The sequence below is a fragment of the Terasakiella sp. 4MB5A genome, assembly GCF_050058155.1.
In the GTDB taxonomy this organism is placed as follows: domain Bacteria; phylum Pseudomonadota; class Alphaproteobacteria; order Rhodospirillales; family Terasakiellaceae; genus Terasakiella; species Terasakiella halodenitrificans.
Map to the genome: position 1 here is coordinate 599467 of NZ_CP188815.1, position 13034 is coordinate 612500.

At 47.0% G+C, this 13034-nt stretch carries 9 protein-coding genes; 5 read left to right on the top strand and 4 right to left on the bottom strand.

The window, feature by feature from the left end; translation table 11 throughout:
• Nucleotides 1–14 precede the first annotated feature (14 nt).
• Nucleotides 15–770: a tetratricopeptide repeat protein gene (locus ACI0FF_RS02920; protein WP_419798652.1), complete on the top strand. Its 756-nt coding sequence runs from the start codon at nt 15–17 to the stop codon at nt 768–770.
• An 83-nt stretch (nt 771–853) separates the two neighbouring features.
• On the opposite strand, the gene irrA is transcribed toward ACI0FF_RS02920, so the two are convergent.
• Together irrA and ACI0FF_RS02930 are read right to left on the bottom strand one after the other, a co-directional pair.
• The gene (gene irrA, locus ACI0FF_RS02925; RefSeq protein ID WP_419798653.1) at nt 854–1273 is read right to left on the bottom strand and encodes an iron response transcriptional regulator IrrA; all 420 of its coding nucleotides are present in this window, start codon (nt 1271–1273) and stop codon (nt 854–856) included.
• Nucleotides 1274–1419: 146 nt separating this feature from the next.
• Nucleotides 1420–2826 carry an NAD(P)H-dependent flavin oxidoreductase gene (locus tag ACI0FF_RS02930; protein ID WP_419798654.1) on the bottom strand — a complete coding sequence of 469 codons (1407 nt, stop codon included), beginning with the start codon at nt 2824–2826 and terminating at the stop codon, nt 1420–1422.
• Between the two features lie 280 nt (nt 2827–3106).
• On the opposite strand from ACI0FF_RS02930, the gene ACI0FF_RS02935 reads away from it, so the two are divergent.
• The gene (locus ACI0FF_RS02935; RefSeq protein WP_419798655.1) at nt 3107–3535 is read left to right on the top strand and encodes an acyl-CoA thioesterase; all 429 of its coding nucleotides are present in this window, start codon (nt 3107–3109) and stop codon (nt 3533–3535) included.
• Nucleotides 3536–3539: 4 nt separating this feature from the next.
• Here the strand turns inward: ACI0FF_RS02935 and ACI0FF_RS02940 are convergent, their stop codons facing one another.
• Nucleotides 3540–7124 (bottom strand): AsmA family protein, encoded by a 3585-nt coding sequence (locus tag ACI0FF_RS02940; protein ID WP_419798656.1) that lies wholly within the window; start codon nt 7122–7124, stop codon nt 3540–3542.
• Nucleotides 7125–7380: 256 nt separating this feature from the next.
• On the opposite strand from ACI0FF_RS02940, the gene ACI0FF_RS02945 reads away from it, so the two are divergent.
• The 3 genes from ACI0FF_RS02945 to ACI0FF_RS02955 all read left to right on the top strand — a co-directional run bounded on the left by ACI0FF_RS02945 (nt 7381) and on the right by ACI0FF_RS02955 (nt 12315).
• Nucleotides 7381–9084: a hypothetical protein gene (locus tag ACI0FF_RS02945; RefSeq protein WP_419798657.1), complete on the top strand. Its 1704-nt coding sequence runs from the start codon at nt 7381–7383 to the stop codon at nt 9082–9084.
• 376 nt (nt 9085–9460) lie between these two features.
• Nucleotides 9461–11314, top strand: a complete 1854-nt coding sequence (locus ACI0FF_RS02950) for a ribonucleoside-diphosphate reductase subunit alpha (RefSeq protein ID WP_419798658.1) — start codon at nt 9461–9463, stop codon at nt 11312–11314.
• A 41-nt stretch (nt 11315–11355) separates the two neighbouring features.
• Nucleotides 11356–12315, top strand: coding sequence for a ribonucleotide-diphosphate reductase subunit beta (locus ACI0FF_RS02955; protein ID WP_417822107.1), 960 nt, complete (start codon nt 11356–11358; stop codon nt 12313–12315).
• 82 nt (nt 12316–12397) lie between these two features.
• Here the strand turns inward: ACI0FF_RS02955 and ACI0FF_RS02960 are convergent, their stop codons facing one another.
• Nucleotides 12398–12691 (bottom strand): DUF3253 domain-containing protein, encoded by a 294-nt coding sequence (locus ACI0FF_RS02960; protein WP_188660316.1) that lies wholly within the window; start codon nt 12689–12691, stop codon nt 12398–12400.
• Nucleotides 12692–13034 lie beyond the last annotated feature (343 nt).

Consider the following 13034-nt stretch of genomic DNA (forward strand, 5'->3'; position numbering starts at 1 on the left):
TTAAGAGGTTTGAAGTGAAACGTCAGGCTTTTCTATCTGCTACTGTCATTTTGTCGCTATGCGGTGTTGCGGCGCAAGCCGAACCGATTGATCATGCGAAACAGTATAAAGCCTGTATGCAGCTTGTTCGTCAAGCGCCACATAAGGCTTTTGATAGTGGTTTATCATGGAAAGGTCTCGGCGGTGGTGAAGCGGCGGAACATTGTATTGCCAGTGCCCTGATTGCGATGAAGCGATATGAGACAGGGGCGCAACGCATGGAACAGCTTGCCGAGACCTCTCGTCGATCGAAAGAATTTAAAGCACAAATTTTGGCACAAGCCGCACAAGGCTGGTTTTTGGCAAACGCACATGATCGTGCCCGCGCTGTACTGAGTACAGCAATCACTTTGGCTGAAACCAATCCCGACCTGTATGTTGATCGTGCCCATGTGCGCGCCAGTACACAACATTATACGGACGCATTGGATGATTTAAACAAGGCTGTGTCGTTAGATGAAAACCTTGTAGATGCCTATGTTTTTCGCGGAACAATTTATCGCCTGACCGAGATGTTTGAAGAGGCATGGGGCGATATCAATCATGCTTTGGCCTTGATGCCTGCCAATGCGGATGCGCTGCTTGAGCGTGGCATGTTATATCGTATTGAGGGCTATAACGACCTTGCCCGCCAGGATTGGATGACGGCGATTGAACTGGACCCGGTTAGCGAGACGGCCCAAACAGCCCGATTGAATCTTGAAAAGATGGACGTGAAGACGACGGAGTGATCTGTTGTTTGATCTTAAAAAAAGGAAAGCCGGATCCCCCCCAGAATCCGGCTTTGTAATTCGAAAGAGACAGCTCTATCGAATTATGATGCAGCGCGAATACGCACGACTACATCAACGCTTTCCACTTCGGAACCGCTGGGCGGTGTTGGAACACCGGTGACTTGCAGTTGACCTTCGGGTACATCAGACAGAATACCTGTGTTTTCATCAAAGAAATGATGGTGACAGGTTGTGTTCGTGTCAAAGTAGGAGCGACCCGCATCGACGACGATTTCGCGCAGCAGGCCAGCAGAAGTAAACTGGTGAAGTGTATTGTAAACGGTCGCCAGGGAAACGCGGATATTGCCGGCCAGCGCTTCGGAATGCAGTTGTTCGGCGGTGATGTGACGGTCACATTCATCAAACAATAATTTTGCAAGGGCGAGGCGTTGACGTGTCGGGCGAAGACCAGCATCACGTAGACGGTCTAGCGCGTGACTGAAAGGGCGTATTTTTTCCATGTTAACCACCTGTTATCGACTAAACGGTTATGACATATTCGATGAAGAAATTGGTACTTTAAAATTAGAATGCTTCAACATTGCGCTGAATATGTCAGAAACCGTTCGAAGAAAAATTGATACAGGTCAATTAACCCTAAAAAAAATCAGTTTCCTGTCAATATCTGTTGGATAAGCTGTTCAACCGTGGGGAATTTGCCTTCACGACCGGATTGGAAAATCGGGTCATTGGCAAACTTAAATGCATTATGTCCGGCAAAGGCGAGGTTGTTGTCCACAGACCCGCCATGTGCGATATCCTGCAAGGTTTTCTGGATACAGAAGGAACGCGGGTCCGCTAGACGGCCCGTTGTGTTTTCTTCGTTATCTGCCCAGTTGGAGAAGTTACAGGCAGACAGACAGCCCATGCAGGCGGCTTGATCTGCAAGAATTTCACGGGAACGTTCCGGGGTGACAAAAATCATGGTGTCGTCCGGTGTACGCATGCCTTCGGTGTAACCTTCAGAAATCCAGCCTTCAACGTCCCCCTGTTGGTCTGGCGCGACATAGATGGGGCGACCACGTGCGCCAACTTTAACTTCCGCGCTGAGGTCTTCTGTAGGTTTACGAGAGAAGACGACCTGACGGGAGGCACGCGCCCCCAGTTCTTTCAGGAAGTCGTTGTTTAATTGTGATGAATAGAAACCTGTCGGGCTGTATTTGTTTAGCGAAATATCGCCTTCTTTCAGGTTCAACAGGCGTTGTTTCCAGTGATCGGGAATGGGGCTTTCCTGCGTCAACAAGGGACGGGAACCAAACTGGAAAGCCACCGGACCAATTTCCGGGTTATCCAGCCATTCTTCCCAGTCGCGCAGATACCAGACGCCACCTGCCATGATGACAGGAACATTGTTTAAGCCGACACTATTCATGAATTTGCGGATTTCAGCAACACGCGGGAACGGGTCCTGCGGTTCGTCATGGCGTTCGGCGTTGGACAGACCGTTGTGCCCCCCCGCTTTCCACGGGTCTTCGTAGACGACACCGCCTAAAAGGTCGGCGTATTTACTGTAAGAGCGTTTCCACAGGGCACGAAAGGCGCGCATGCTGGAGACGATCGGGTAATAATAGACATTATACTGAGCAGCAAGTTCTGCCATTTTGTAAGGCATGCCAGCGCCACAAGTAACCCCGTGGATTAAACCTTTGGCCCCTTCGAGAACGCCGTGGATGATGCGTTCTGTACCGCCGGCTTCCCATAAGGTGTTCATATGAAGACGGCCTTCACCGTTGGACGCTTCGTGTGCGATACGTGCCTGTGCAATGCCGCCTTCAATGGCGTAGGCGATCAGCTCTTCGAAACGGTCTTTACGGGTTTTGCTGTGATAAACCTGTGGAATGGGATTGCCTTGCGCGTCATAAGAGTCGGCATTCACACCGGAAAATGTGCCTACGCATCCGGCAGCGGCAAACGCGCCTGCGCTGCGACCATTTGATACAGCAACGCCTTTCCCCCCTTCAATAATCGGGTGTACTTCACGTCCAGAAATGAGAACAGGTTTAATGGACTTCACGGTCATCTCCAACTTCAAGATGCATCCCCATTCAGGTCTGCCAATCATGTTACAGGCAAATACAGCTATGTAATCAAATATTACATATATATTCATTTGGGCCGGACACTATAGGAAAATGGATTCCTTTACCAGCCTCAAATCGCCATTGAGGAGGAGTTTTTCAACCCTTTATCTGGAAATTGAGAGATTGAAAAGGGCTTTGTTGTTTTGTGAAACTGTACAGGCAGGGGGGACTCCTGTTAGAAATATTCTAAGAATGTTAAAAGGATACAATGACGTGAATGAGTTAGACTTAAGAAAGAGGGAAAGCTATTCCTATTGGACGGATGAGATTATCCGTTTTGCCGATCTGGATCGTGTCGGGCATGTGAATAATACGGCTTTTGCCACTTATTCGGAAAGTGGACGGGTTGATTTCTTGGAAACGGTTTACTCAGGCAGTACTGGGGGGCACGGCATCGGTTGGGTCATCGCAAAGATCACCATTCATTATTTGGCGGCAGCATACTATCCCGGCAAAGTAAAAATAGGTACAGTCGTGCGCAAAATTGGAAATTCATCGGTTGTCATTGAACAGGGACTTTTCTGTAACGACAAATGTTTTAGTACCATTGAAAATGTGATGGTCTGGGCGGATACGCAAAATGAAAAATCTGTTTCTTTACCGGATGACCTCAGAGAAAACCTACAAGCTTATTTGCGTTAGGGTCTTATTTTTTGCGCAGTAAATCACCGATACCTTGCAACAATTGTTGTTCCGGGCTCGGAACTTGCGTGTTGTCGTTTGCGGCACTGGGCGGTGGTGGCGGGGCGAGTGTTTCGCCGCTATTTTGTGGGGTAGGCAATGTTGCAGGCGCCGTTGTTTCTGCGGGCTGTGTGTTTTGCGTTTGACCACCTGATGCACCAATGAGGCCGCGAATAATATTGCCGTAGCCTTTTTTCTCTAATTTGTCGGGCAGGGGAATAATCAATCCACCGCCACTGCTGAGACTGCCGGTATCCAGTTTTACATTGGGAGCATCCAGTGGTCCTTTAAGAGTGAAAGGATAATCTTGTTTCATTTTCGCTTTTTGTGCCAAAAGGCCGATCAGGGCGTTTTGCTTGATATTCAATGTTCCGCTGACATCCATATACCATTTGGGCAAATCCAGTCGCCCTTGTGCGCTTCCACCTGCGATGGGAGAGGCCAGGGTCGCTTGACTGAGTTTGGCGACACCCTTGGTGATATCGGATTGAATGGCAATATCGGCTAAACCTTTTGATGGGTCTTTGCCGGATAGGGTCGCCAAGAGATTGAGAATATCAAAAAGGGAACCACCTGTATTTTTACCAGAAACGGAAACCTGATTTAAATTGAGGGAACCGTTGCCATTCAGATGGGAGATAAAATCATTCTCGCTTTTTCCCTGGGTGGCAAGCGTTGTATTCAAAGCCAATATACCATTGGCAGCAGTTGTTGAGCCGATTTGGTTCAACAGTGGCTTCAGTTTCATATCCTTGGCGGTGATGGTGGCCTGAATGTTGTTTGTTTCGCCTGCGACAATCTTTGAGCTGATTTTCGCTTGTCCGCCAAACAGGTTTGCGCTGGCATCATTGATGTTCAGTTCAGCATTTTGCAACTGCGCCTTAAGGGCTAAATTATCCAGAATGACTTTTTTATAGAGAAGCTGTTTGGCATTTAGTTGAAAATCAGCATCCATATTTTGCATGAAGGCAAAATCGATTGCCTCCTGCGACCAACGGTTTGATGCGGCTGAGGCCTGTGACGTATTTGTTGTTGGCACCTTGTTTATATTTGATGATGTCGTTTGATCATCTGCCGGAAGAAACGGGGTGACGTCAAGGCGATCGGCTTGCAAATTGACATCAAGGTGCGGATGGCTTTGTTGTTTAAAAAGAATATGTCCGCTGACTTGATCGTTACCAATTTGAGCAATGATATTTTTCAGGGTGGTTTGCGTCAGATCGGCGTTCAGGTCTGCACTGATATCTATTTTGGTAAGAGGGCTACGAGGGCGATAGTTTACACCGAGCCCTTTGGTTAATTTTGCAACGTCAGCAATGGCAATATTGATACTGGCTTCCGCCGTGGGCAGGGGAAGGAGGTCTGCTTTGGCCGCAGCAAAAAAGGTGGTGTCAAGGGCCGTAATATTAATATCCATATCGGGTGACAACACAGGCCCATTGAAGGTGATGCTGGCATTCCCCGCACCGATCTTGGACCAATCCAGCACGTTTCCAAGACCCATAAGTGCAGCGCCTTCTGTAAAATGAGGGGCATCCAATGAAAGGAATAGGTTGTCGGCACGGTAGCCGTCTTCTGTTGGTGCAATGCTTCCTTTACCTGTCAAACGGATACCAGCCAAATTTGTGATATGGGTATCTTGAATGTCCAACTTTCCGTCAAAAATAGTGGCGTTTAAATAGATGTCTTCGATGGTTTGATTGCGATAGACAACTTGACCTGCACTGAGATCAAGATTGGCATCGAAAGTATTTAACAGGGCCAAGGATTCCAACAAGGAGGTCGGACTTTGTGCCGCCGGATTTTCAGGAACAGAGGGGTTTTGTGCCGTGGTGCTGTCGTTTTGTGCAGGAGCCGGGGATTGAATTTCTTGCCCCAGATAGGCATCAAGGTTTAATTGATCCAAATGAAAAGAAGCGCCAAATGAGGGTCTGGATTGCAGGGCAATGCTTAGACCGCCATTAAGGGTGGAACCATCAAGTTTTGCTTCTAGGTTTAGAAGATGGAGTTCTTCACCTGTCACATTGAGATCTGATTTGAGAGTTACTTGTTGCAAACGTTCAAGCGGGACATTACTTGTATTGACTTGGAGCCAGTTAAGCGCACCACGTAAATGAGTGACATTTAAATCCAGTGTTCCGTCAAAGTTTAATTTGCCGTTGCGATCTCCGGCAACACCTAAAACGGTTAATTCGCCGGCTCCCGGCAATATGGCGGACAGACGTTCAAGCGCGATTTCCCCCTGTGTCAGGGATATATTGGCTTGTGCCTGCCGGATTGCCTGTTCTTTGAATAAAAGGGCATCTACATTAATGGCGACGGTTGCGTTTAGATCATTCGGGATGTTTGGTGAAGAGGGGGTTTTTACCGCTTGTTCTTTAGGGGGAGTTGCGGTGTCGATTGCCGCTGAAATGCGGCTTCCTTGCTGGGGTTGTTTGGTTGATAAGGTGATGACCGGAGCTAAAGGAGCAGGTTCAACTACCTTATATGGAGAGGCATCTAACCACGCGTCTCCATCAATTTTGCTGAAATTGGCTTTAATCCTCAGTTGTTGAGTTTCTTTCTTTTCATACTCAACATGTAGAGTACCTCGATCATCCCCCATCATAAGCGTGAGGCCGTCCTTGCCAAGACTTAAGCCATTGGGGCTGTAGGTCATCTCGCCACGAGCGGAGAAAGTACGATCCAGTCCGCCTGCCATCTGATTTGTTTTTTGGAAGGCGCTGATAAACCCGGCGAGACTGTCTCCATTCAAATTAATTTTGGCACTGACTTTAGGGCCTTCGGCAAGATTGACCAAGGTGCCGGTGATGCGGGTGCTGGTCTTGCCATGTGCAAACCTGATTTGTGTGGCGAAAGATGCCGTTCGCCCATGTATGATTTGTCCGATGGAACCTTCGATACCAATAGGAATATTGCGCACGAGCATGGTTCCTGCGGCTTCGAACGGGCCGTTCAATCCGGCAATGCCAAACCGACTGTTGATGTCACGTATTTCTTCGCGGATTTGATTGGCTTGGTCCAGATAGACCAGTTGGCCCTGTTCAATAATCAGATTGTCGATCTGAATGGGTAGGGAAGGTTTATTTGCGGTGTCATTTTCGATAAAGGCCGGATCATTGCTTTGTTTTGTTGTTTCTATATCAGCCGGGGCGGTGTTTGAGGTTGTGAACAGCCAGTTGCCTTTGCCGTTTTCCAGTATTTCCAACTGGATGATGGGGCGAATGAGACGGATGGATTGGACGTGGATGTTCCCTGCGAGCAATGGAAGCAGGGAGACACGTACGTCAAGTTGTTCAACCGCAATCATATCCGTGCTACTGGCATTTGCCGCATTGGCAAGATGGATGTCCCCAATTTTTAAGACAGGGGAGGGAATAACCGTGAAGGCAATGTTGCCACCGATGATCAGTTCACGTCCGGTTGCCTCTTTTACTTTTTTGGCAATTTCAGCGCGATGACCGGACCAATCGATAAAGCTTGGAATAACGAGAATCGCTGCAGCCAGAATAGTTACAAAGATGAACAGCGCGATTAGAACTTTCTTCACGACAAATAACCCTATTGAAAATCAGTTCGTATCCATAACAGTTTGTGGATAACGCACGATAGTACTTTTGTTAATAATCATAAACAATTGAATTCCGTCAACCAGAGCCGGAAACTGCAAATTGAGGAAGACGTACACAGGTTTCGAAAAAATAACCTTTGAAAGACTTGAACTATAACCTATAGATGATCATAATTTTGTAAATAATATCGCAAATAATTATAATTAAAATGGACGTTTTACCGGGGTGACACGCATGTCTACGCCACCAAAAGAAGGATCATCAGGAACGGGTAGTACATCTATCGGTGGTGTAAGTGCGTTTGCTCAGTTGATGAACCTCGGGCCAGATACGGATAAAGTCACGCTGATGGAGGTCATTGATAATGCGGTGACCCAGATTTTATCGGAATTGGCGAACCATGAGGAAGGCGATTTAACGCCGGATATTCTGGTGAAGGTCCAGACGGCCTTGAGCTTTCTTGAAAAGTGTCTTGCGTTTAAAGATCAGGAATTTTCATCTTTTGCCCGTAAAAGGGCCGGAGAATTGGAAAATGCGTTGGCTAATACAATTAAGCGTATCCAAGTCGCACAACGCAAACCAGTTCAACAGCAGGCACCAGCTCAATCGGATGAGCAGGCGCAATCCCCCCAAGCCGCCCCAAAAGAGGAAAAAATTAAACAAGTTACGCCACTGCAAGCGGATGAACCGATTCAGGCGGTGGCAAAAGGTTTCCTTTACGAACGGGAAGAAAAAATTCTTATTGATTATGCTTATAAACGTTTGTGTAAACGTTTGGCCTTTTTGCGCGGGGACAGCATTGTTGTGGAGAAGGGGAAGGCTGTTGATGTTAGCGGTATCCATGAAGATGGTGTCGCGCCTTTGTTTCTACTGTCGCCTCGTTTCCCTGAAATTTTACGACAGCCTTTTGTCGAATTAATCCGCGAGAAACGCGATTTGTTATCGCGCCGAGTCTATGGACATACAGATAGGTCCGATAGTGACGAGGAGGTTCTACGTTTATATAGCGAAGATCGCTACCGTGATATTGATGGCATTATCGGTCTGGCGTTTGATGATTGGGCGGGAGAAATCGCACGTGCGGGAATTGCAGGATTACCGCAGGAAATTAAAGTTCTCGGTGGCAAAAAAAAGGATGAGTCTTCCGGTGGATTGGGCTCCAGTCTGAAAAAAGTTTTTGCCTTTGGTAAAAAAGAGAAAAAAGAATCCGTTAAGGGGAAAACGCAAGAAAAAGAAACAACGCCAATTCGGGTTCATAAAGAATGGCAGAAACTGGAAAGTCAGGGCGTGTTTAATTTGTCCCAGCATTTTAGTTTCGGTTTACTGTCCTACGCTTTGCAATTGAGCGAAAAGCAATTTGAAACAGAATATGAATGTATCAGTCAGATCGTAAACCAGCAGGAAGAACCCGATGTCGGCCCGGTTGTGAGCAACTTGTCGCGTTTGTATAAATTTTACGACAATATCTTTTTCGATCTTGTCATTGTGGTGTTGTTTCAGCGTAAAAATAAGTTTGATATCAATATGCTGCAGGCGGCGTGTATGTCGCAAAACTTTGTCGTTGATCGTCTGCCTCTGACAATGGACGAATTGCGCCGTCGACCGATGGAGCACGTAAAGTATGTTTTATCCTGTCTGAATGACACGTCCCTTAATCCTGAAAAACTTAAATCTGCGTTGGAAGATTACTTTTTTGTGCATGAAACGGTTCATGCGTCAAAAGTGGGCAAACGCATTCAAGCATCGGAGAATCTGTTAAAACGTCAGGGGGACAAGCTTAAAGGGTCCGCCAAGCAAATCGTGGACGAGATTCAGACGATTTTGGGCGAAATTAAAAATCTAAAAAAAGAACAGGAAGAAGAAGGCGTGTTCCTCGGTGAAGAAATTCAAACGACGATTGATGAAGGTATTGAACGCGCCTTATTGTTTATTCGGTAAGTGATTTTCACAGCGGGTATGTTCTAAATTCAGAAGCCCAACTGTTGTGCGGTCTGTTTTGCAGGCGGAATTTTTCTTAAATGGAAAAATCCATTAGAATTACTATAATTTGTTGACAGGTAGGCCTTGTATCCACAATATCTGGGGTACGAGAAAGCTGATCTTGGAGCGTTTTGGAGCAAAAACAATCCAACGACCGCCCGTTTCCTAGGTGGAGACGTGGCGGTCGCTCTGCGAATCAGCTTGGGCGGTCTTTAAAACCAAGATGGAAGAACAAGATGATGAGCGTGGTATTTCACGCTGCATGGATAATTGTTCCTATATATAAATCGAAGTCGTACGTAAAAACGGAGGCGTAAAGAAAGTGGAATCAAGTATGCTTGATGTGGTCCAGGTTCAAGGTGGGGCACAAGTTCATGTGGATCACAGCCGCGATCAATATCTAACCGAGTTTGGCAAATCGGTTTTGGCGGACCGTTATTTGTTACCGGAAGAAAGCTATCAGGATTTATTTGGTCGTGTGGCTTCAGCATACGGGGATAACGATGCACATGCGCAACGTATCTATGATTATATGAGCCGTTTGTGGTTTATGCCCTCAACACCAATTCTGTCGAATGGCGGAACAACTCGTGGATTACCGATCTCCTGCTTTTTAAATGAAGCAAACGACTCGCTGGACGGTATTGTCGGGCTTTGGACAGAAAATGTCTGGCTGGCTGCTAAAGGCGGTGGGATTGGCTCATATTGGGGGAATTTGCGTTCTATCGGCGAACCCGTGGGGCGTGTCGGAAAAACCTCCGGTGTGGTTCCGTTCATTCGTGTGATGGATTCCATGACCTTGGCGATTTCTCAAGGCTCCTTACGCCGTGGATCTGCTGCCGTTTATTTGCCGGATACTCACCCCGAGCTTGAAGAATTTATCGAACTCCGCCGCCCGACCGGTGGGGATCCCAACCGTAAGACACCTAATTTGCATCATGGTGTTCTCCTATCCGATAAATTTATGCGTGCGGTTGAAAATGATGAAGACTGGAAATTGCTGTCCCCACATGATGGAACCGTGATGCGCAGTGTTAAAGCGCGCGCCATGTGGATTCGTATTTTGACAGCCCGTATTGAAACCGGCGAGCCCTATATCATTTATTCCGATCATGTAAATACGGCCTTGCCCAAACATCATAAATTGGCCGGGTTGACAGTAAAAACGTCAAATTTGTGTGCTGAAATTACCTTGCCCACAGGGATTGATCATCATGGGGAAGAACGCACAGCTGTTTGCTGTTTGTCTTCTTTGAACCTCGCAACCTATGAAGCATGGAAAGATAATCCCCGCTTTATCGAAGATATCATGCGCTTCCTTGATAACGTTCTGGAAGATTTTATCCAGAATGCCCCGGATGAAATGGCGCGCGCGAAATATTCAGCAATGCGTGAACGCAGTGTTGGGCTGGGGGTAATGGGGTTCCATTCTCTTTTACAAAAGAATCGTGTTCCTTTTGAATCGGCGCTGGCGAAAGCGTGGAATCGTAATATCTTTGCCCATATTCAGAAAAGAGCAGACGAGGCTTCCGAAGTTTTGGCGGATGAACGCGGATCCTGCCCGGATGCGGCAGAATATGGCATGAAGGCAAGGTTCTCCTGCAAAACAGCGATTGCCCCGACGGCATCTATTTCGATTATCTGCGGAGGAACCTCACCGGGGATTGAACCGATTGCCGCCAACAGTTACATGCATAAAACCTTGTCCGGCTCCTTTAACGTACGCAACCCTTATCTTGCGGCGGTCTTGGAAGGTTATGGCAAGAATGATGAAGAAACATGGACCTCTATCACCGTGCAGGAGGGTTCCGTTCAGCACCTTGATTTCCTGAGTGAGGATGAAAAGGATATTTTTAAAACCTCGTTTGAACTGGATCAGATTTGGGTGGTGGATCTGGCGGCGGACCGGGCGAAATTTATTGATCAGGCTCAATCCGTAAACCTGTTCTTGCCAGCGAATGTTCATAAACGCGATTTGCATCAGCTGCATTATCAGGCTTGGAAGCGCGGGTTGAAAAGTCTTTATTATTGTCGTTCCAAATCCATTCAGCGTGCCGAGGTCGTTGCCACCAAGGACCATATGCCGGAAAGCTTACGTGTCTTGCTGGAAAAAGTGGAAACGCCGGATAACCCGCGTTTGCCTTTAAGTGATGAGAATAAATATGAAGAATGTCTGGCCTGTCAGTGAACCGCTGGACCAAGACGAACTCATAACGAAAGAAAGAAAAGATGTCCCTTCTGGATGCAAATCCCGTTTATAAGCCGTTCCGTTATCCCTGGTGCTATGAAGCCTGGTTGACCCAGCAACAGGTCCACTGGTTGCCTGAAGAAGTCCCTCTGGCTGATGATGTCAAAGACTGGCACAAGAACTTGACGGAAAGTGAACGTCATCTGCTGACACAGATTTTCCGCTTTTTCACGCAAAGCGATATCGAGGTCAATAACTGCTACATGCGCCATTATACCCGCGTGTTCCAACCGACCGAGGTTCAAATGATGTTGGCGGCTTTTTCAAATATGGAGACCATTCATATTGCTGCCTATTCGCATTTGCTTGATACCATCGGAATCCCTGAAACCGAGTATGCGGCCTTCCTTCAATATAAGGAAATGAAAGACAAATACGACTATATGCAGCAATTCGGTGTTGAAACTAAAATTGATATTGCGACAACACTGGCAGTCTTTGGGGCTTTTACCGAAGGTCTGCAATTATTTGCCAGTTTTGCGATTCTCCTGAATTTCCCGCGTTTGAACAAGATGAAGGGCATGGGGCAAATCATTACATGGTCGGTTCGTGATGAAACGCTGCACTGTAATTCGATCATCAAGCTCTATCGCACATTTCTGGAAGAGAATCCCGAGATTGATCGCGATGAATTGCATCGTCGCCTCTATGAGGCCTGTGCGACCATTGTCACCCATGAAGATGCCTTTATTGATTTATGCTTCGAAATGGGCGCCGTGGAAGGTATGACCGCCGAGGATGTGAAGCAATATATCCGGTATATCGGGGACCGTCGTTTGGAGCAGTTGGGGATGACCCCGCAATATCATATCGATAAGAATCCGATCCCGTGGCTGGATGCCATGCTCAATGCAGTGGAACATGCCAACTTCTTTGAAAATCGCGCAACCGAATATTCCAAGGCCGCGACTCAAGGCACTTGGGATGATGCCTTTGATTAAAAGTGAAATGATTCGCCAAATATAGAAAAAGCCCCTTATCGAAATGAAAGGGGCTTTTTTGTTGGTCTGTAACGCGACCGTATTACTTTTTCAGGCGCAGGTGAACCCGACCTTTGAAATTATCCGGGTCGATGACTTCACCTTTATGGACAATCTCAATTTGTCCGGTTTTACCCAGATGCATGGCCTGTTGTTTAACCGCCAGCATGTACTTGCGCCATAACTGCGGGCCATCCTTGGGTTTGCGCCGTTGTTCGGCAATGGCGCGTGCGGTTTGTTCTACGGTCAGTGAGGACCCGCCTGCCAACGCATCAAGAATGCCGGTGACGATGGGGTCGGTGACGGGCAATTCCGTCTCATCATTATCTTGTGTCATGACGTTATCTTTATCATAGCTTACGTGTTGTATGTAAGGGGCATTCACCGAGTCCCGGTTAATTCAAATAATACCATTTAAATCATCGTTTAAAAACAATGCGTTAAGTATAATGTGTCAGTTTATTTGACCTTTTTTTTCATTTTTTTGAAAAAAGGTGTTTACAGGGTGTGTTGAGGTCTTTATAACCCGGCTTCACCGACGGGGCGCTGCTCCTGAGGGGCTCTCAAAAAGCTTCGGCAAAACAAGGGCTTAGCTAGATAACCGGATGGTTGAGATAGATAAGTTTTTGAAGATTGTGAAAGTTTTTTAAAAAGAGGGTTGACGGGTTGGAGGTGGCCCT

Excerpts from the sequence above, each read along its gene's own strand:
- irrA (WP_419798653.1), bottom strand. The coding sequence starts at position 1,273 with ATGGAAAAAATACGCCCTTTCAGTCACGCGCTAGACCGTCTACGTGAT.
- ACI0FF_RS02945 (WP_419798657.1), top strand. The coding sequence starts at position 7,381 with ATGTCTACGCCACCAAAAGAAGGATCATCAGGAACGGGTAGTACATCT.
- ACI0FF_RS02950 (WP_419798658.1), top strand. The coding sequence starts at position 9,461 with ATGCTTGATGTGGTCCAGGTTCAAGGTGGGGCACAAGTTCATGTGGAT.
- ACI0FF_RS02955 (WP_417822107.1), top strand. The coding sequence starts at position 11,356 with ATGTCCCTTCTGGATGCAAATCCCGTTTATAAGCCGTTCCGTTATCCC.
- ACI0FF_RS02960 (WP_188660316.1), bottom strand. The coding sequence starts at position 12,691 with ATGACACAAGATAATGATGAGACGGAATTGCCCGTCACCGACCCCATC.